This window comes from Roseovarius aestuariivivens (assembly GCF_004761875.1).
Classification (GTDB): domain Bacteria; phylum Pseudomonadota; class Alphaproteobacteria; order Rhodobacterales; family Rhodobacteraceae; genus Roseovarius; species Roseovarius aestuariivivens.
The window spans coordinates 65352-84600 of sequence record NZ_SJEY01000011.1 but is presented as its reverse complement, the minus strand read 5'-3'; the positions used below and the strand labels follow the sequence as shown (position 1 = coordinate 84600).

General features: G+C 63.4%; 21 protein-coding genes. 14 read left to right on the top strand and 7 right to left on the bottom strand.

Going from position 1 to position 19249, the window contains the following annotated elements:
- Positions 1–96 precede the first annotated feature (96 nt).
- On the bottom strand, positions 97–921 hold the full coding sequence (locus EZV60_RS16450; RefSeq protein ID WP_135506706.1) for a hypothetical protein: 825 nt from the start codon (positions 919–921) through the stop codon (positions 97–99).
- A gap of 123 nt (positions 922–1044) precedes the next feature.
- Here EZV60_RS16450 and EZV60_RS16445 point away from each other — a divergent pair, with 123 nt between their 5' ends.
- The 5 genes from EZV60_RS16445 to EZV60_RS16425 all read left to right on the top strand — a co-directional run bounded on the left by EZV60_RS16445 (position 1045) and on the right by EZV60_RS16425 (position 5164).
- Positions 1045–2139 (top strand): CaiB/BaiF CoA transferase family protein, encoded by a 1095-nt coding sequence (locus tag EZV60_RS16445; protein WP_135506705.1) that lies wholly within the window; start codon positions 1045–1047, stop codon positions 2137–2139.
- Positions 2140–2200: 61 nt separating this feature from the next.
- Positions 2201–2677, top strand: coding sequence for an SsrA-binding protein SmpB (gene smpB, locus EZV60_RS16440; RefSeq protein ID WP_135506704.1), 477 nt, complete (start codon positions 2201–2203; stop codon positions 2675–2677).
- A gap of 78 nt (positions 2678–2755) precedes the next feature.
- A complete protein-coding gene (locus EZV60_RS16435; protein WP_135506703.1) occupies positions 2756–3046 on the top strand; it encodes a hypothetical protein in 291 nt (96 codons plus the stop codon).
- Between the two features lie 76 nt (positions 3047–3122).
- Positions 3123–3980: a 3-mercaptopyruvate sulfurtransferase gene (sseA, locus tag EZV60_RS16430; protein WP_135506702.1), complete on the top strand. Its 858-nt coding sequence runs from the start codon at positions 3123–3125 to the stop codon at positions 3978–3980.
- Positions 3980–5164 (top strand): amino acid aminotransferase, encoded by a 1185-nt coding sequence (locus tag EZV60_RS16425; RefSeq protein ID WP_135506701.1) that lies wholly within the window; start codon positions 3980–3982, stop codon positions 5162–5164. The genes sseA and EZV60_RS16425 overlap by 1 nt, the downstream gene beginning before the upstream one ends.
- Before the next feature lie 29 nt (positions 5165–5193).
- On the opposite strand, the gene EZV60_RS16420 is transcribed toward EZV60_RS16425, so the two are convergent.
- Positions 5194–6348, bottom strand: a complete 1155-nt coding sequence (locus tag EZV60_RS16420; protein WP_167853554.1) for a HupE/UreJ family protein — start codon at positions 6346–6348, stop codon at positions 5194–5196.
- A 40-nt stretch (positions 6349–6388) separates the two neighbouring features.
- Between EZV60_RS16420 and EZV60_RS16415 the strand changes: the two genes are divergently transcribed.
- Positions 6389–7189: a DUF4198 domain-containing protein gene (locus EZV60_RS16415; RefSeq protein WP_135506699.1), complete on the top strand. Its 801-nt coding sequence runs from the start codon at positions 6389–6391 to the stop codon at positions 7187–7189.
- A gap of 9 nt (positions 7190–7198) precedes the next feature.
- On the opposite strand, the gene EZV60_RS16410 is transcribed toward EZV60_RS16415, so the two are convergent.
- Both EZV60_RS16410 and EZV60_RS19155 read right to left on the bottom strand, forming a co-directional pair.
- Entirely contained in the window at positions 7199–7816 is a 618-nt protein-coding gene (locus EZV60_RS16410; protein WP_135506698.1) for a TetR/AcrR family transcriptional regulator, read from the bottom strand.
- 107 nt (positions 7817–7923) lie between these two features.
- Positions 7924–8082 (bottom strand): hypothetical protein, encoded by a 159-nt coding sequence (locus EZV60_RS19155; protein ID WP_167853553.1) that lies wholly within the window; start codon positions 8080–8082, stop codon positions 7924–7926.
- Positions 8083–8272: 190 nt separating this feature from the next.
- Here EZV60_RS19155 and mbfA point away from each other — a divergent pair, with 190 nt between their 5' ends.
- Both mbfA and EZV60_RS16400 read left to right on the top strand, forming a co-directional pair.
- On the top strand, positions 8273–9250 hold the full coding sequence (gene mbfA / locus EZV60_RS16405; protein ID WP_135506697.1) for an iron exporter MbfA: 978 nt from the start codon (positions 8273–8275) through the stop codon (positions 9248–9250).
- A gap of 199 nt (positions 9251–9449) precedes the next feature.
- Positions 9450–10382, top strand: a complete 933-nt coding sequence (locus tag EZV60_RS16400) for an AEC family transporter (protein WP_135506696.1) — start codon at positions 9450–9452, stop codon at positions 10380–10382.
- A gap of 6 nt (positions 10383–10388) precedes the next feature.
- Here EZV60_RS16400 and EZV60_RS16395 read toward each other — a convergent pair whose 3' ends face one another.
- Together EZV60_RS16395 and EZV60_RS16390 are read right to left on the bottom strand one after the other, a co-directional pair.
- Positions 10389–11519 carry a hypothetical protein gene (locus EZV60_RS16395; protein ID WP_135506695.1) on the bottom strand — a complete coding sequence of 377 codons (1131 nt, stop codon included), beginning with the start codon at positions 11517–11519 and terminating at the stop codon, positions 10389–10391.
- A 156-nt stretch (positions 11520–11675) separates the two neighbouring features.
- Complete coding sequence (locus tag EZV60_RS16390; RefSeq protein WP_135506694.1) at positions 11676–11990, bottom strand: hypothetical protein; 315 nt, start codon at positions 11988–11990, stop codon at positions 11676–11678.
- Between the two features lie 189 nt (positions 11991–12179).
- Here EZV60_RS16390 and fghA point away from each other — a divergent pair, with 189 nt between their 5' ends.
- The 6 genes from fghA to EZV60_RS16360 all read left to right on the top strand — a co-directional run bounded on the left by fghA (position 12180) and on the right by EZV60_RS16360 (position 17955).
- Positions 12180–13010, top strand: a complete 831-nt coding sequence (gene fghA / locus EZV60_RS16385) for an S-formylglutathione hydrolase (protein ID WP_135506693.1) — start codon at positions 12180–12182, stop codon at positions 13008–13010.
- 196 nt (positions 13011–13206) lie between these two features.
- Complete coding sequence (gene sthA, locus EZV60_RS16380) at positions 13207–14652, top strand: Si-specific NAD(P)(+) transhydrogenase (protein ID WP_135506692.1); 1446 nt, start codon at positions 13207–13209, stop codon at positions 14650–14652.
- Between the two features lie 3 nt (positions 14653–14655).
- Complete coding sequence (locus tag EZV60_RS16375; RefSeq protein ID WP_135506691.1) at positions 14656–15105, top strand: YaiI/YqxD family protein; 450 nt, start codon at positions 14656–14658, stop codon at positions 15103–15105.
- The gene (locus EZV60_RS16370) at positions 15102–16055 is read left to right on the top strand and encodes a DMT family transporter (protein WP_135506690.1); all 954 of its coding nucleotides are present in this window, start codon (positions 15102–15104) and stop codon (positions 16053–16055) included. The genes EZV60_RS16375 and EZV60_RS16370 overlap by 4 nt, the downstream gene beginning before the upstream one ends.
- A 65-nt stretch (positions 16056–16120) precedes the next feature.
- Entirely contained in the window at positions 16121–17035 is a 915-nt protein-coding gene (locus EZV60_RS16365; RefSeq protein WP_135506689.1) for an ornithine cyclodeaminase family protein, read from the top strand.
- Positions 17032–17955 (top strand): alpha/beta fold hydrolase, encoded by a 924-nt coding sequence (locus EZV60_RS16360; RefSeq protein WP_135506688.1) that lies wholly within the window; start codon positions 17032–17034, stop codon positions 17953–17955. The genes EZV60_RS16365 and EZV60_RS16360 overlap by 4 nt, the downstream gene beginning before the upstream one ends.
- Here the strand turns inward: EZV60_RS16360 and EZV60_RS16355 are convergent.
- Positions 17952–19196 (bottom strand): MFS transporter, encoded by a 1245-nt coding sequence (locus EZV60_RS16355; protein WP_135506687.1) that lies wholly within the window; start codon positions 19194–19196, stop codon positions 17952–17954. The two genes, EZV60_RS16360 and EZV60_RS16355, sit on opposite strands and share 4 nt — an antisense overlap.
- Positions 19197–19249 lie beyond the last annotated feature (53 nt).

Sequence of the window (19249 nt, the reverse complement as noted above, 5' to 3'; positions counted from 1 at the left end):
GGGGTTCTCCTCCCTTAGCTGAAAAGAGCGTAGCCGATGCCCGTCGCACCGCCAAGTACGACAGGCGTCGCAAGTCGCGGATCTGACGGTGCGATGTCAATCGGTGCTGTCCGCGTCGGATTTCGACCGTTTTTCGGCCTTGCGGCGGTACCGGCGCAGCAGATCGCGCTTGGCGCGGCTCAGCTCTTCGTCCTTCATCGAAGAGCGATTGAGCGCGAGAAGCCGGTCGGCGGCGTCCTGCGGCTGGGTGTTTTGCGAGGGCTGGGGCGCAAGGCCGGTCTTGTCGATCCCGAGCAGGTCGAGCGCCACCTCAAGCGGGCCGAGGGGCAGATCGCGGCAGGTCTCGATCCGGGTGGAGGTGACCGTGGCGCGGTCTTTCAGGCGGTCGCGCACCGCCGCGACCACATCGTCGAGCCGTGCCGCGCGGTCAAGCCGCGGGCCGTAGGTGTCGTAGTCCTCGGTCAGCCGGGTCGAGCGCAGGTTCTGGTAATAGGCGCTGCGCTTCCACGCTTCGGGGTCGCGGGTGGTGAACCAGATCGCGATGCCGGGCTTAGGGCCGAAATGGGTGTGCAAGACCGAAACCGCGTGCTCCAGAAGGTCGGGCGCGGTGTCGTAGGCCTCGATCCCCTTGCGGCCCGGGATCTGGCCCGACAGCGCCTCGGCCGAGATCAGAAGCGGGCGGGGATCGGTCGGGTCGATCTGCGAGAGGCAGGCGGCGAAGTTGCTGGCAAAGGCCGCAAGCCTGTGATCCTCGGGATCGATCGAATGCCGCCGGGCGACGTGGATCGCGGGACGGATATCGTCGGTCTGCATGACCTGCAGGCGTGGCGTGAGAGAGTCCGCGAGCGCGGAGGCGGCGCGCTGCAGGCTGCTGGTGCCGGTCTTGTGAAACCCCGGGTGAATCAGGATTTTGGGTGTCATGCCATGTTGCCCCGTGGCGCGCGCGCCTGTTTTGCGCATATAGAACGCGAGTTGCGTCGGTTTTGCCAGTCCCGCTTTGCGCCGGGACGAGGATCGGCGATGGGCGTGCGCGGGGAGGCGGACATGCTGGACGGTATCAGGGTGGTCGAGATCGAGGGGCTGGGACCCGCGCCTTTCGCGGCGATGCTGCTGGCGGATCTCGGCGCCGAGGTGACGGTGATCCACCGGCCCGGCGGCGGGCCTGCGATCAGTGGCGGCAGAAACCTTCTGGACCGGGGCAAACGCTCGATCGAGCTGGATCTGAAATCGGCGGCGGACCTTGCCGTGGCACGGGCCCTGCTCGGGCGGGCGGATGCGCTGATCGAGGGATTCCGGCCCGGCGTGATGGAAAAGCTGGGGCTCGGCCCCGAGGAGATGCAGCGCGCCAACCCAAAGCTGGTCTATGGCCGCATGACAGGTTGGGGCCAGGACGGACCGCGGGCGCGGACGGCCGGGCACGACCTCAACTACCTGGCCACGTCGGGCGCGCTTTGGTACGCGGGCCTGCCCGGAGAGGCGCCGGTGCCGCCGCCCACGCTGCTTGGCGATGTGGGCGGCGGGGCGATGTATCTGGTGGCCGGAATGCTGGCGGGGTTGCTGCGCGCGGCGCGCACCGGCGAGGGCACGGTGGTGGACGCGGCGATCGTGGACGGATCGGCGCATATGATGGCGCTTTTGATGAGCCTTCAGGGATCCGGTAACCTTGAGGAAGCGCGGGGTTCAAGCCTTCTCGATGCGCCGCCCTGGGGGCGGGTCTATGCCTGCGCCGCGGGGTGGCTGAGCGTGCAATGCCTGGAGCCACAGTTCTACGCGATCTTCTTGGAGGGGATTGGCCTTACCGATGATCCGCTTTTTGCGGAGCAGATGGACCGCAAGGCATGGCCCGCGCAGGCCGCGCGTCTTTCGGAGATTTTTCGCGAAAAGACGGCGGCGGCATGGGCCGCGCGCTTTGCCGGAACGGATGCTTGCGTGGCAGAGGTGCTTAGCCCCTGGGGCGCGGCCGAGGATCCGCACATGGCCGCGCGTGGCGTCTGGGACAGGCGCGAGGACATGTTACAGCCCGCGCCGGCGCCCCGCTTTGACGGCGTTGCGCGTATCGCGGGCCCGATCCCAAAACGTGGCGCGGACAGTCAGGCGATACGCGCGGCGTTGCGGGCAGAGGGGCTCATCCCGGGCTGATGCCCTTGGAACGCGGCGGTATCGGGTTTATCTAACGAGGTTCAGGACAACAGGACAGCATATGGCCAAGCCGAAAGACAATCCGAACTACAAGGTCATCGCCGAGAACCGGAAGGCGCGGCATGATTATGCCATCGAGGATGACATCGAGTGCGGCATGATGCTGGAAGGGTCCGAGGTGAAATCCCTGCGCCAGAAGAACGCCAATATCGCCGAAAGCTATGCGGCGGTCGAGAATGGCGAGCTGTGGCTGGTGAATTCCTATATCGCGCCCTACGAGCAGGCCAAGACGTTCGGGCATGACGAACGGCGGCGGCGCAAGCTTCTGGTGAACCGCAAGGAATTGGCGCGGCTCTGGAACGACACGCAGCGCAAGGGCATGACGCTGGTGCCGCTGGTGCTATACTTCAATCACAAGGGCATCGCGAAGCTGAAGATCGGCATCGCGAAGGGCAAGAAGACCGTCGACAAGCGCGCGACCGAAGCGAAACGCGACTGGAACAGGCAGAAACAACGGCTTTTGAAGCAAGAGCTGTGATGCGCGGCGGTTTCCCGCGGCAACGGCGGCGTCCTGTGCTAGGGTCGCGCACGGATCTGGATCGCGGGAACGGAGTGAATGGAGCTTCTCGTCAGCTTGATGGCCGGGGCGCTGGGCGGCAATCTTGCCCGGGGTTTGCGCCATGACCGGCTTGGGTTTCTGCTGGCCTCGGCGCTGGGCGTCATCGGCGGCGGGCTGTGCGGTCTGGCGCTGGGGCGCAGCGGGGTGGGCGGGTTGGCGCAGGCCGCCGCGATAGACGGCAGCGGCATCGACCCCGTGGCGCTTGGTGTGCAGGTCGCGATCTGCGGCGCGGGCGGCGGCGCGCTCGTGGTGCTGTCGGGACTGGCCGGGCGGCGCGGACAGGAGTGAGACGCGGGCGCGCTGTCTCTTGCCCTTCCCACGGGCAGGTTGTACTCAGTCAGCGACCAAACCGAGGGCCGACACGATGGCACAGGACGATCCCAAAACGTTGGTTTCCACCGATTGGCTGGCGGCGCACCTGAGTGACCCCGACCTGCGTATCCTGGATGCCACCTGGTACCTGCCGACCGAAGAACGGGACGGCAAGGCCGAGTATGACGCCTGTCACATTCCCGGCGCGCGGTTTTTCGACATCGACGATATTTCCGATCACCGGTCCGAGCTGCCGCACATGGCGCCGCCGGTGGAAAAGTTCATGTCGCGCCTGCGGGCGATGGGTGTGGGCGACGGGCATCAAGTGGTGATCTATGACGCGCACGGCCTCTTTTCGGCGGCGCGGGTGTGGTGGCTGTTCCGCCTGATGGGGCAGGAGCATGTCGCGGTGCTTGACGGCGGCCTGCCCAAATGGATTGATGAAGGCCACCCGGTAGAGGACCTGCCGCCGGTGGTGCGCGACCGGCACATGACCGTGCGCCGCCAGGCCTATATGGTGCGCGACGTCACGCAGGTTTCGGCGGCTTCGAAGCTGGGCGATCACGAGATTCTGGACGCACGGGCGCCGGCCCGGTTCCGGGGCGAGGAAGCCGAACCGCGTCCGGGCCTGCGCGCGGGGCACATTCCAGGTTCGAAGAACGTGCATTATCGCAGTCTTCTGAACGAGGACGGCACTATGAAAGACGAAGCCGGCCTGCGCGACGCGCTGACGGCTGCGGGGGTCGATCTGGCCAAGCCCGCGATCACGACCTGCGGGTCCGGCGTGACCGCCGCCATCATCAACCTTGCGCTAGAACGGATCGGCAAGACCGACCACGCGCTTTACGACGGATCCTGGACGGAATGGGGCGCCTTTCCGACCGTGCCCGTCGCGACCGGAGACGACTAATGTTCGACCACCTCAAGGAACTTCCCGCCGACAAGATCCTGGCCCTGATGCAGGCCTACAAGGATGATCCGCGCGAGACCAAGATCGACCTCGGTGTGGGTGTCTACAAGAACCCCGAGGGCGTGACCCCGATCATGCGCGCGATCAAGACGGCCGAGAAGCGGTGGTGGGAAAGCGAAGACACCAAGGCCTATACCGGGCTGGCCGGGGATCCGGCGTTTTCCGACGCGCTGATCGGTCTGGTTCTGGGCGATGTCGTTTCGCGCGAACAGGTCGCCGCGGTGGCCACACCCGGCGGAACCGGCGCTGTGCGCCAGGCCTTCGAGCTGGTGAAGATGGCCAACCCGGAGGCGCGCGTGTTCGTGTCTGATCCGACATGGCCCAACCATCTGAGCATTCTCAAGCATCTCGGCATGGAGACCGTCGCTTACCGCTATTTCGACGAGGAGTCGGGTGGCGTGGATTTCGACGGCATGATGGCCGATCTCAAGGGGGTGAAGCCGGGCGATGTGGTACTGCTGCACGGCTGCTGCCACAACCCGACCGGGGCGAACCTGACCAGCCCGGAATGGGACGCGGTGATCAAGCTCATGAATGACACCGGCGCGGTGCCCATGATCGACATCGCCTATCAGGGGTTCGGCGACGGGCTGGAGGCCGATGCCGCCGGGACCCGTGCCGTGGTCAAGGGCTGCCCCGAGGTGCTTATTGCGGCGAGCTGTTCGAAGAATTTCGGCATCTACCGCGAGCGTACGGGCCTCTTGATGGCGGTGAGCCACGACGCGTCAAAGCACAAGGTCACGCAGGGCAATCTGGCCTATCTCAACCGGCAGAACTATTCCTTCCCGCCCGATCACGGTGCGCGGCTGGTCAGTCTGGTGCTGACCACGCCCGATTTGCGTGCCGACTGGGAGGCGGAGCTTGAGGACGTGCGCACCGGCATGCTTGAGCTGCGCAAGCAGTTGGCGGCGGAATTGCAGCGGCTGTCGGGCTCTGACCGGTTCGGCTTTGTCGGCCAGCATCGCGGCATGTTCTCGCGTCTTGGCCTTTCGCCCGAGCATGTCGAGGCGTTGCGCCGCGATCACGGGATCTACATGGTCGGCGACAGTCGGATCAATATTGCCGGTCTGAACCAGAAGACCGTGCCGATCCTCGCCGAGGCGATCGTGGAAGTGGGCGCCTGATCGCCCACCTGACCGGGATCGGGACCGGATCAGGCCAGAAGCCCGGTCCGTTCCAGCACCCAGTAGCTTGAGATCAGAGCGATGGCGAGCGAGGCCGGGATAACCACGGCGCGGCGATACCAGGGCTTGTCCCCGAACCAGTAACCCACCGCCAGGTAGCACAGCGCGATCACGGTGAGCTGACCCAGTTCTACGCCAATGTTGAAGCCGACGAGGCTTTTGACGAACTCGGCGCCGGAGGCCGCGTATTCCCGGAACACGGACGCGAAGCCGAGACCGTGCAGCAACCCGAACAGGAAGACGATGACCGTGCGCCACCGGTGCAGGTCGGAGGTGAAGATATTTTCGACCGCGACATAGGCGATGGAGAGTGCGATCAGTGGCTCCACGATATGCGCGGGCGCGCTGACCACGCCGGTCATGCCGAGCGCCAGCGTGATGGTGTGCGCCAGCGTGAACATGGTAATCTGGATCAGCAGCGGGCGCATTTGGGTGTTCAGAAGGAAAAGCCCGATCACGAAAAGCACGTGGTCGAGCCCCTTGGGCAGGATGTGGTCAAAACCGATCGTCACGTAGGTCAGGAACGAGGCCGATTGCGTCGCGCCGTCTGCCGGATCGAGCGCGGCGGTGACGGTATCGCCGGGAGAGACGAAACCGGCGAAGAACTGCTCTTCGGCCCCTTCCCGGGTGGCGCGAAAGATGGAGGCGCCGAAGCGTTCGGGAAAGCGCCAGGTAATCACTTCTGTGCCGGGCGGCAGCGCAAAGGACCAGCGCAGGGTCGACAGGCGGGCGACGTCGGTATCGCCCACCTCGGGGATGTCCGCGCGCGCAGGGCCGATCTCGACCGGGGCGCCATCGGCCAATAGGCTCAGATCCGACAGGCCGTCGGACTGAAAGCTCTGGAACCGCACAGTCAGGTCCTCGGGCGGCGTGGCGCGCAGCGCGTCGTAGGTGGCGGCCTGCGGCGCGTCCTCGGTATCGTCATGCTCGGGCCCGATGCCCGCCAAAACCGCCTCGAGGTTGAGATCGACCCGCAGCTCTGCCTGACCTGATCCGGTGACGGTCAGCTCGGCGATGGCCGGGCTAAGCTCGTGCGCCGCTGCCGGCCGGACAAACGCGGCGACGGCCATGAGCAACAGCCAGAGGCCGCAAATGGCCGCACGGCGCGAGAGGGTGTCTGTCATGGGTTGATTCCCCCGGGCAGGTGCTGTTTTCCATGGTTTCATGAAACATTTCCTTTGCGCCGTCACGGCGGTTTTGTGTCTTGTCGCCGCGCACGGCGCCAGCGCACATGAATTCTGGATCGAACCCGAGGCGCATCGCGTGGCCCCGGACGATAACATTCGCGCGGCGTTGCGCGTGGGCCAGGATTTCAAGGGATCGGAGTTTCCGTTTCTCGAAAGCCGATTCAAACGCTTCACGGTGACCGGCCCGGCGGGCACATACGACGTGGAAGGCACGCTGGGCGACCGCCCGGCGGCGAATGTGCCGCCGCAAGGCGAGGGTCTGCACATCCTTGCCTACCATTCGAGTGTCGACACGCTGACGTTCCGGAAAATGGAGAAATTCCTCAACTACGTCACATATGAAGGCAACGAATGGGCGCTGGAGGCGCACCGCGCGGCGGGCATGCCCGAGACCGGGTTCAAGGAAGAGTATTCCCGTAATGCCAAGGCGCTGGTTCAGGTGGGCGCGGTTCAGCCGGGCGAGGGCGACCGGGCGCTAGGCCTGCCCATCGAACTGATCGCGCAGGCGCATCCTGCCGAGGTCAGCGTGGGCGACACGATGCCTGTGCAGCTTTTATGGCAGGGCGCGCCGCTGGCCGGACAACGGATCAACATCTTCACCAAAGGCACGTCAGGCCCGCCGCCGCATGTGGTGACCGATGCGCAAGGCCGTGCGGAGGTGCCGCTGACCGAGGCGGGGCGTTATATGCTGAACGCGGTGCATATGTTCGAACGCGACGGCGCGGGCGACGTCTTTTGGGAAAGCTATTGGGCTTCACTGACCTTCGCGGTCGAGTAGGTCCCTGGGTCAGGCACGGTAGCGGGCGAGAAACATCTCGACCGCGCCTGTGACCACCCGGTCGATGGCCGCGTCGTCCGTCGAGCAGGGCACGCCGCACAGACACCGCACGAAAAGATCGCTTTTGCACAGCTCGCCGAACTGGTTGCAGGCAAGGTCCATGTCGTCGATGCGTAATTCGCCGCGCTCCACATAGGGACGCAGGACGCTTGTCAGACGCTCGCGCATCAGGGCAGGGCCGGAATTGTAAAATCGCTGGCCCAGTTCCGGAAACCGGTAGGATTCCGCCACGCAGATGCGAAAAACCTGCTGGCCGAAATCCGACAGAAAGAACCGCACGATCCGGCTGGCCGCCTCGCGCAGGACTTTTTCGATCGGGGCATCGGTGCTGATCTCTTGCAGGGCGGCTTCGCCCTGTCGGTTGCATTCCAGACGCGCCACCTCGGTGAATAGGAGCCGCTTGTCCGGAAAATAGCTGTAGAGCGTGGCCTTGGAGACGCCCGCGGCCCGGGCGATGTCATCGACGCTGGCGCCCTCGAACCCGTCACGCATGAAAACCTCGCGCGCGCCTGTGAGCACCTGATCGAACTTCCGGCCTTTCTTGATCTCGGCATCCGCTGCCGTCATGCTGTTCTCTCCCTGCCCCGGAGAACCTTAGACGGCCCGTCCACCGGTCTGCAAGCCTGACCGCAAGTGACGGAGGACGGGACGCGGTTTGTAGCTGCATCAGTGGGTCAGTTGTCGATTCCGGTGTCATCCTGTGTGACCGGGTCGGGCTTTGGTTTCGGGAAGGTCAGATCGGGCGTGATGTCGGTGACGGTCACAGCCAGGGCAAGGGCCGGGGCACCGATCAGGATACCGGCAAGCGCGAACGGTGCGAAAAGACGGGACATGGTAGAGACCTTTCCAAAAAGTGAACTGTACGGTTCATAAATCTAAACAGAACAGTTCAGCTTTCAAGGTAAAAGTGAACTGATCGGTTCACATTCCGTTGTGCCCGTGCGGCCTCAGAAGTTTTGGGGCTTGAAAACCGGCCTTTCTACGGTAATTTAGAATTGTTCTAAAAAGTGGTGGAGGTTCCCCATGATACCCGGTGTCTCATCCCGTCGGCGGTTCTCGGACCTGAGCGAGCAGGAGATTCTCGCGCTTGCGATTTCGTCCGAAGAGGATGACGGGCGCATCTATCGCAGTTACGCCGAGATGCTGCGTCCGGATTATCCCGATACGGCGAAGATCTTCGACGGCATGGCCGCCGAAGAAGACGGACACCGACAGCGTCTGATTGAACTGCACCAGAAACGTTTTGGCGAAGTGATCCCGCTGATCCGGCGCGAGCATGTAGCAGGATTCTACGCCCGCCGGCCTGTCTGGCTGATCGAGAATCTTGGGATCGAGCGTATCCGCGCCGAGGCCGAGGCGATGGAGCGGGACGCCGAAGCCTTTTATCTCAAGGCCGCACAGAACACGACCGATGCCGGCACCCGCAAGCTTCTGGGCGATCTGGCCGCCGCCGAGGCCGGGCATCAGGATCGTGCCGGAGAGCTGAGCGAGGCGCATCTGAGCGAGGATGCCAAGGATGCGGAGGAGCGCACCGCCAAGCGGCAATTCGTTCTGACCTGGGTACAGCCGGGTCTGGCCGGGCTCATGGACGGCTCTGTCTCGACCCTCGCGCCGATCTTCGCCACCGCCTTTGCCACGCAGGATACATGGACCACGTTTCTCGTCGGTCTCGCCGCGTCTGTCGGTGCGGGCATTTCCATGGGCTTTACCGAGGCGGCCAGTGACGATGGTGAGCTGTCGGGCCGGGGCAGCCCGACGAAGCGCGGAATCGCCTCGGGCGTGATGACGACCGTGGGCGGGCTTGGCCACGCGTTGCCTTATCTCATCCCGGACTTTTGGACCGCGACCGTGATCGCCATCGCCGTGGTGTTCGTGGAACTCTGGGCGATTGCGTGGATCCAGAACAAGTACATGGAAACCCCGTTTTTCCGTGCCGCGTTCCAGGTGGTTCTTGGCGGTGCTCTGGTCTTTGCAGCGGGCGTTCTGATCGGCAGCGGGTAGATCGGGAACGCGTCTTTTCAGGCGTGACGGGCCCGCTTACCGCTTGCGGTCATGATCGCCTGACCGTCTGTCTTGATGGATCAAAAGCGGACCGGTCATCTCAAACACCGCCCGGTGGGCTGACTGCGGGTCGGGTGCGACGCGTAACGTGTTGAACCGTCTCGATTGACGCGCCTGTGGAAGCTGCTAACACCCTGCCATGTTCGCGATTTTCCTTCAGACGCTGCCTTTTTTCCTTATCATCGGGCTAGGCTATGGCGCCGGGCGCAAAGGCTTTTTCACCGATGAGGCGACGGCGTATTTGACCAAGTTCGTCTTCTATTTCGCCCTGTCGGCCATGCTTTTTCGGTTTTCGGCCAATCTGAGCATGTCCGAGATCTTCGACTGGCACTTCGTCATGGCGTATCTGTGGGGCACGGCCTTTGTCTATGGGCTGGTGACGCTGGTGGCGCTGATCCGGCGCCTGCCGGCGGCGGAGGCAGCGTTCGAGGCGCAATGCGGCGTCATCGGCAACACCGGGTTCATGGGTGTGCCGATGCTGACGCTGCTGATGGGGCCGGCGGCGATCGGACCGGTGATGCTGGTGCTGGCCGTGGACCTTATCGTGTTCAGTTCGCTGATCGTGATTATCGTCACAGGGAGCCGCGACGGCCGGATGAGCGTTGGAATCCTGCGGACCGTCGGCCTTGGCCTTCTTGAGAATCCGATGATCGTATCAATCTCATTGGGGCTGGCATGGTCGGCGTTGAACCTGCCCATTCCGGATCCGATGAACGCCTTTCTGACAACGCTTGGGGCGGCGGCGACCCCCGGTGCGCTTTTCGCCATCGGCGCGTCCTTGGCCAACAAGCGCGCCGAGCGTCCGGTGATCGCGGGCTGGCTCAGCTTCAACAAGCTGATCGTGCATCCGGCCATGGTCGCGTTTTCGGCGCTGGTGCTGTTTCCGGTCGATCCCTATCCGGCGGCGGTGATGATCGCGGCGGCCTCGCTGCCTGTGGCGGGCAATGTCTATATCCTTGCAGAGCACTACAAGGTGGCGCCGCAACGCGTCTCGGCCTCGATCCTGATCTCGACTGCTATCGCGGTGGTCACGGTGTCCCTCGTGATCGGCTGGGTGACGCCGCTTTACTGACGCGCTTCACCCGTCCGCATCCAGCAGATCCACCTGGACCGGTAGAAAAACCAGATCTTCCAGCGGGGCGTCATAGACCGCCTTGCAGACCTCCTTGGCCCCGTAATTCGCCAGTTTCTTTTGGGCTTCTCTTCGCTCGAAGCTGCTTGTTTCGCAGAACCCGCTGTCATCGACCGAGCAGACTGCCTCTATAAGCCTTTGAACACGCGCCATCGGACACAGGATGTCCTCTGCCAGATCGACCTTGTTCCGAGCTTTGCGCCACGCCTCACCCCGATCCTTCAACTCCCGCTTTTCGTAGATGTTGAGCATGATGAGCTTGGAGCTGTTGAACGTGTTCAGGTGATAGGGGCCATGGTTGGAATAGGCGATGGCATTGATCAGCGGGCCGTCTCGTAAGGCCAGCGCCTTGGGGCGCGTCAGCGGATAGGCCAGGTTCGCGCAATCCGACCAGAGCCCGTCGTCATAGGGCCGGATTTCCAGCAAACGGCGCACATACTCGATCTCTTCGGCGGGATCGGGCGCTGCCACGACAACCTCTTCAAACGTGAAAGGTTCGATTTCCTTGTAGCTGTGCAGGCGCAGCCGTAGACCGTTCAACGCCTTGTCATCATAGGGATTTTCCGACAGACGTTCGCGCGCGCCCTTCTGGCTGGCGTGGTAATGCGCCTCGGCGATCAGAGGATACCCGAACTTGGGCGCGATATTCCGGTCGAACGCCTCGGCCCTGTGCAGGTTCCAGCCGTCGCCGTCCAGCAGGTCCTTGAGATATTCATGGGCGAATTCGGCGTCCTCGCGCGTGGTATGGGTCGAGGTGGCAAGCGACAGGCGAAAACGGTCGAGGCCCGGATAGCGCCCGTGCTTCAGCGCATTCTGATACCAGTAGAACAAAGGGTCGCCGAAACGGGCGTGCTGTTCGGCGGCGGCATAGATCTTGCAGGCACCCACAGGGTCCTGTCCGCGCGGCAGATCAGCCACGGACGGTCCGTAATAATTGCACATGCTTTCGGCGGTTTCCCATGTGCCGCCCCAGCCGGGATTGGTCGCATCGACCGCACGCTCCAGCGTGCCCCAGTTCGGATCCTCCTGCATGACCGTGTCCAGAACCTCGTAGGAGGCCATCGTGTAGCGATTCATCATGCCCAACCGGACAAGGGCGTCCGAGGCAGGGATCAGGCGAGTTTGGGCATTGAATGCGCGGCTCGCATGGTTTCAGGCGCTGTCAAGGAGTTGGTCGAAGAGTTCGAGCGCCTCGGGATAGGTCTGTCGGACGGTGCCGCCGCCCCGGATAAGTCAGGCTGCCTGATAATCGTTCCAGGCCTGAGCGGCATGCGCATAGGGCGAGCGCGGATAACGATCGAGCCAGTCCCGGGAAAAGTTCAGGACCTTGGGATCGGTCGTACCGAAGACGCCGTAAATCCTCCTCATGTCATCTGCCGGAGCGTCACCCGAAAGAAAGTCGCCATGGGCAGAAGCCAGATCACGCTCGACTTTCTCTATATCGCCTGCGCGGATCGCTTCCAGAATGGAGTCGTGGGTGATCTCGGCCCGGGCGGGGTCGACCAGGCACGCAACAGCAACGGACAGGGCGGTCAAAAGGCGAAACATAAGGCGATCTCCGGCATTGAGCACGCCTATGGGTTGTGGTCTTTTACGGCGCCGGTGTGACACGCGCGCGGTCATTTCTTGAAAGCCTGGCTCGGGCGACGAGGCCGGCGACCCTCATTTTGCGTTTGCCGCCAATCGCTGGCCTGTTACAGACAGGGCAAAGCGAATGAACGAAAAGGGGAGATCACAATGGAAACCGTATCGGAAAACGCCTGTTTCGGCGGCACGCAAGGGGTCTATACCCACGCGTCGGACGCCTGCGATTGTGACATGACCTTTGGTCTTTTCCTGCCGGAAGAGGCGAAAAGCGGCCCGGTGCCGGTGCTGTGGTATCTCTCGGGCCTGACCTGCACCCATGAAAACGCGATGGTGAAGGCGGGCGCCCAGCTTTGGGCGGCCGAACAGGGCATCGCCCTTTGCTTTCCCGACACCAGCCCGCGCGGCGAGGGCGTCGCCGACGACGACGCCTACGATCTGGGTCAAGGGGCCGGGTTTTACGTGAACGCCACGCAGGATCCGTGGAAGCCGCATTTCCAGATGTGGCGTTACGTGGCCGAGGAATTGCCGCAGCTTTTGATGAAAGAGTTCCCGCTGGACGAAGAACGGCAGGCGATCACCGGTCATTCCATGGGCGGGCATGGCGCGTTGACGCTGGCCATGGGCCTGCCGGGCCGTTTCCGCTCGGTCTCGGCCTTCTCGCCGATCGTGAACCCGACGCAAAGCGACTGGGGCCGCAAGCAGTTCACCGCCTATCTGGGCGAGGATGAAAGCACCTGGGCCAAGCATGACGCGACGGTGCTGATGAAGGAAACCGGTTTTGACGGGCCGATCCTGACCGATACCGGCACCAAGGATCAGTTCATCGATCTGCTGATGCCCGAAAGTTTCGCCGCCGCCTGCGCTGCCCGCCGGCAGGAGGCGACGCTGCGGATGCAGCCGGGCTATGACCACAGCTATTTCTTCGTGAGCACCTTCATGGAGGACCACGTGGCGTTCCACGCCGAGGCGCTTTACGCCTGATCTGGATGCCCCCAAAACGCGGCGGGCGCGTCATACTTCGCCAGGTTTTTCGGCTTTGTTCTTGGAATGCCGCAGATCCAGGCGCGCCGCCCTCCCGGCGCGCTTGCAGAGGGTAGGCCCGGCTTCTAGGGTCGCGAGCACAGGAAAGCCTGCCGTCACAGGAAGATATTCCACGACCAGCCCGAGGAGATGCGCCATGGCGGACACGGCCAAGCAGCACTACGATCTCATCATCATCGGCTCCGGGCCGGCCGGGCGTTCTGCCGCGATTCAGGCTGGCAAGCTCAAGCGCCGTGTGCTGGTCGTGGACCGCAAGGACCGGCTGGGCGGTGTCTCGGTTCACACCGGTACGATCCCATCGAAGACCCTGCGAGAGACGGTGCTGAACCTGTCGGGCTACCGCGAGCGAAGCTTTTACGGCCGGTCCTACCGGGTGAAGGACGATATCGGCGCGCAGGACCTGAAGATGCGATTGCATAAGACCTTGGATTACGAGGTCGACGTTCTGGAGCATCAGTTCAACCGCAACCATGTCGAGACATTGAACGGCTTTGCCAGTTTCACCGGCCCGAACAGCCTTGAGGTCGCGACCGAAGCGGGGGAGAAGACCAGACTGACGGCGGACAGGTTCCTGATCTCGACCGGTACGAAAACCTATCGCCCCGATTACGTTCCCTTCAACGGCAAGACCGTGGTGGACAGCGACGAGTTTCTCGAACTGGGCCAGATCCCGCGCAGCCTTGTCGTGGTGGGCGCGGGTGTCATCGGCGTGGAATACGCCACGATGTTCTCCGCGCTGGATGTGCGCGTCACCCTGATCGAGCCGCGTGACAGTTTCCTCGATTTCATCGACCGCACACTCATTCAGGATTTCACCCACCAGATCCGCGAGAACGGCGTCGATCTGCGCCTCGGCTCGGCCATCGAGACCATCGAGGACGCGGGCGTGCATATCGAGACAACGCTGGCCAACGGGCGGCATGTCCGCTCTGAAATGCTGCTTTTCGCAGCCGGGCGGATGGGTGCAACGGACCGGCTCAATCTTGACAAGGCTGGGCTGGAGACGGATCATCGCGGGCGGCTGAGCGTGGATCGGAAGAGCTATCAGACAGCCGTGCCGCATATCTATGCCGCTGGGGACGTGATCGGGCATCCCTCGCTCGCCTCGACTTCGCTACAACAGGGCCGGATCGCCGCCTGCCATGCGCTCGACACGCCGACCCTGCCGGAAAGCCCGTGGTTCCCTTATGGGATCTATTCCGTGCCCGAGATTTCCACCTGCGGCATGTCCGAAGAGGAAATGCAGGAGCGCGGCATTCCTTACGAGGTCGGCATCGCGCGCTTCCGCGAGACCTCTCGTGGGAATATCATGGGGCTGGAACACGGAATGCTGAAAATGCTCGTGTCGCTCAAGACGCGGCGCGTTCTGGGCGTGCAGATCGTGGGCGAAGGGGCGACCGAGCTCATTCACATCGCTCAGGCCGTGCTGAACCTGAAAGGGACGGTGGATTACTTCGTGCAGAACACGTTCAATTATCCGACGCTGGCCGAGGCCTACAAGATCGCGGGCCTGGACGCCTTCAACCGCATGCCCATCCCCGAGGAATATAAGGTCAATCGCGCGCCCAAGGCGGCGGAATAGGAAATGGCGATTTATGTCGATGCCGACGCCTGCCCGGTCAAGGCCGAGGTCGAGAAGGTGGGCACGCGGCACCGGGTGCAGATGTTCATCGTCTCGAACGGCGGGCTGCGCCCGTCTGCCAACCCGATGGTCGAGACGGTGATAGTGCCCGATGGCCCGGACGTGGCCGATATGTGGATCGCGGATCGCGCAGGGCCGGGCGACGTGGTGATCACCGGGGACATTCCGCTGGCCGCGAAATGCGTTGAGGCGGGGGCGCAGGTGCTCAAGCATAATGGCGAGGCGCTGACGGCGGCCAACGTGGGCAATGCGCTGGCCACGCGCGACCTGATGACCGATCTGCGCGCCGCCGATCCGTTTCGGCAGGGCGGCGGCAAGGGCTTCACCAAGGCCGACCGCTCGCGCTTTCTCGACGCGCTGGAGCGCGCGCTGCGGCAAGCCGCAAGGGGATGAGCGTCTCGAGCGCCAATCTCGCCGGGGCGGGCTGCGCGCTTCTGGCGGTCATGTGCTTTTCGCTCAATGACGTGGGCATCAAGTTTCTGTCGGGCGGCTATGCGCTTCATCAGATCGTCTTCATCCGCTCGGCGATCGGCCTGCTGACCTTCTCTGCGATCTTTCTGCCAATCTACGGCCTGCGCGTGCTGCGCACGTGGCGGCCCGGCGCGCATCTCTTGCGCGGGGTCTGTGTGGTGGGGGCCAATACGTGCCTCTTTCTCGGGCTTGCGGCGATGCCTATCGCCGATGCGGTCGCTGTCTTCTTCATTTCGCCACTGGTGATCACCGTCTTCTCGGTGATTTTCCTGGGCGAGACTGTAGGCGCGCGACGCTGGGGGGCCATCGCCGTGGGCTTTGCCGGTGTTCTGGTGATCGTCAAACCGGGCACCTCGGCCTTTCAGGTGGCGGCACTTTTGCCCATGGCGGCGGCGGTGCTTTATGCCGTGATCCACATGGTCGCGCGCAAGGTCGGCGGCACGGAATCGGCGGCGACGATGGCGGTCTACATCCAGATCACGTTTCTTCTGGCCTGTAGCCTGATCGGTCTTTCAATCGGTGACGGCAGATTCGCCGCGCAGGATCATCCGTCTTTGACCTTCTTGTTCCGCGCCTGGGGGCCGGTCGACCCGGGCGATTGGTGGCTGCTTGTGCTGCTGGGGGTCAGTGGTGTTCTGGGCGGCTTCTTTATCAGCCAGGCCTATCGGATTTCGGAGGCGGCGTTTGCCGCGCCGTTCGAATATGTGGCGATGCCCATGGCGATCATGTGGGGCGTCACGGTTTTCGGCACATGGCCCGACCGGACCGCGTGGATCGGAATCGCGCTGATCCTCGGCTCGGGTCTCTACCTCATCTGGCGGGAATCGCGGAAGGATCAGACATTGGCGAGCGATGAACCGAGCCATCTCTAGCGCCTTGCGTTTGACGATAGGGTCCGCACACCGCATATCTTGGGCACCGGACAAGGAGAGTGCAGGTGAGTATATCGATCATTCCCTTCGAGGAGGGCGAGGCGCAGTTGGACTGGATGGCGCTTTGCGCCGCGTTCGAAGCGGGGCACGCTTTGCCCAAGGCAGAGATTGGCGACACTTTCCTTTATCGCGATCCCGACACGTTGTTGTCACGGTCGGCCTGGATCGACGGAATGGGCCTTGCGGTGAAGTCGGCGACGATTTTTCCCGGAAATCCCGATGCGGGTGATCCGATGGTCAATGGCGCGGTCTGCGTCTTTTCCGACCGGAACGGCATGCTTGAAGCGGTTGTGGATTTCCACCTTGTGACCAAGTGGAAAACCGCGGGCGACAGTCTTTATGCCGCAACGCGCCTGGCCCGGCCCGACAGCCGCAGGATTCTGATTGTGGGCGCCGGGACCGTGGGCCGGTCCTTGTTCGAAGCCTATGGCGCGGCCTTCCCCGAGGCGGAATTCACCGTCTGGAACCGCACCCGCGCCAATGCCGAGGCGATGGCAAAGGAATGTCCGGGGCTTCAGATCGCCGACGATCTGGAGGAGGCGGTGCGCGGGGCCGACATCGTGACATCCGCCACGATGTCGACCGAGCCCGTGCTGAAAGGAGACTGGTTGCAGCCTGGCCAGCATATCGACCTGATCGGCGCCTACCGGCCCGACATGCGCGAGGCAGACGATGTTGCGCTGAGCCGAGCGCGCATTTTCGTGGACAGCTACGACACCACCATCGGTCATATCGGCGAGATCAAGATTCCGCTTGAAGCCGACGTGATCCAGCGTGGCGACATTGTCGCAGACTACTATGAGCCGGAGGCGTTCCGGCGCCGGGACAACGACGAGATCACGCTGTTCAAGAATGGCGGTGGTGCGCATTTGGACCTGATGACCAGCCGCTATATCCTCGAGGCCTGGGCGGCGCGATGATCGTCTGGGGTTTTGCTGCCGCCGCGTTGGCCATCTTGGTCTGGCCCTTCCTGATCGAATCCATACGCCCGCGTATGCGGGATAAGGACCGGGCGCTTGCCCCCGGCGCGTTTGCCGTTCTCCCAAAGGGTGTGACGCACTACCGATGGCTTGGGGCGGAGGACGGGCCGCTTGTCGTCTGTGTGCATGGTCTCACCACGCCGTCCTTTGTGTGGGAGCCGATCGCGCAGCATCTGGGCGAGATGGGATTCCGCGTGCTGGTCTACGATCTTTACGGGCGCGGATATTCCGACCGTCCCAAGGGCCTGCAGGACGCGGATTTCTTCTGCGACCAGCTTGACGCGCTTCTGGACGAGTTGCGGATCGATGAACCCTTTACCTTGTTCGGATATTCGATGGGCGGGGCCATCGCCACGGCCTATGCGGCCCGGCATCCCGCCAAGATTCGCGAACTGGTCCTGATTGCGCCCGCGGGACTGGGTCACGATCTTGGCCCGGTGGCCGATCTTGCGGTCAACCAAGACTGGATCGGCAAATGGCTGGCATTGGGCTTTTATCCGCGGGTACTGCGCCGCGCGACAGAGGCCGATCGCGCCTTGCCCTCGGCCATTCCGGACATGGTGGACCGTCAGATACTTGAGACTCGCTGGCGCGGCTTTGCCCCGGCGGTGCTGTCTTCGTTGCGCGGGATCATGTCGGAGGACCTTGCGCCGGCACATGCCGCGATTGCGAAGACGGGTGTGCCCGTTCTCGCGATCTGGGGCAAAGAGGACGATGTGATTCCGATCGCCGGTCTTGGTAAGCTGGCCGAATGGAACCGCGATGCGCGCCAAGAGGAATTCGAGGACGCGGGACATGCGCTGGCCTATACCCACGTGAACGAGATCGCTGAAGTCCTGGCCGGTCTGCGCCGCAACTAGGCGGCGCGCGCGCGCGGCGGCAAAGCCCGCTCGCGCACGGGCAGATGCACCAATGCCGAGAAGGCGCCAACGCCCACGCCGACCCACCAGACCAACGTGTAATCGCCGTGCAGATCGTAAAGCCGCCCGCCCAGCCAGACACCAAGGAAACTGCCCAACTGGTGCGAGAAGAAAACAATTCCGTAGAGCGTGCCCATGTAGCGCAAACCGTAGATATGCGCGATGAGGCCCGAGGTCAGGGGAACGGTCGCCAGCCACAAAGCGCCCATCCCCGCCGAAAACAGCAGGACCGAGGCTGGCGTGATCGGCAGCAGGATGAAAACCGCGGCAATGATCGTGCGGCCGGTATAGATGCCTGCGAGAAGGTATTTCTTGGTGAACCGCTTGCCCAGCCAGCCTGCCGTCAAAGTGCCCACGATGTTGGCCAGACCGATCAGCGCAATGGCCGCCGCCCCCAAGGCGGATGTCGTGGTGATGCCTATCCCGTGAAGAACCCCGCCCGGTGCGATGGGCCCGCACATCTCGGTCACGAAAGCCGGGAAATGCGCGGTGATGAAACCAAGCTGATAGCCGCAGGAAAAGAAGCCGACGAAAATGAGCGTGTAACTCGGGTCGCGAAACGCCGCGCCGAGCGCCTCGCCGAGGCTTTGTTCCAACTGCGCGGTGGAGGCCGGTGCCGGCGAGCGCAGGAGCGGAAGCAAAAGCAACACCGACAGGATCACGCCCGCGAAGCACAAAAACACCATCTGCCAGCTCATCACGCCGAGCAGCAGTTCCGCGGCGGGCGGGCCGAAGATCTGTCCCGAGGATCCGGCGGCGGTGGCGATGGCAAGGCTCATCGAGCGGTTCTCGTCGCTGCTCGCGCGGCCCACGACGGCCAGGATGACACCAAAGCCCGTACCCGCGATGCCAAAGCCGACCAGAATCTCGTAGATCTGGTGCGCTTCCGGCGTGACGGCAAACGAGGACAGCACAAGGCCCGCCGCATAGATCAGCGCGCCGAGCACGATCGCTTTGCGGTCGCCAATGCGCTCGGCAATGGCGCCGAAGATCGGCTGCCCGATGCCCCAGGCAAGGTTTTGAATGGCGATGGCGAGGCTGAATTCCGCGCGCAGCCAGCCGAATTCCGAGGCGATCGGGATCTGAAAAACACCAAAGGACGACCGGATCGCGAAGGAAACCATCAAGATAAGCGCGCCGGCGATAAGAACGGGCGTGAAAAGCGGCGTGGCGGGCTTCATTCAGTGTATCCTGGTTACGGTCGCGACAAGGTACAGTCGGTGCCGCGCGGGTC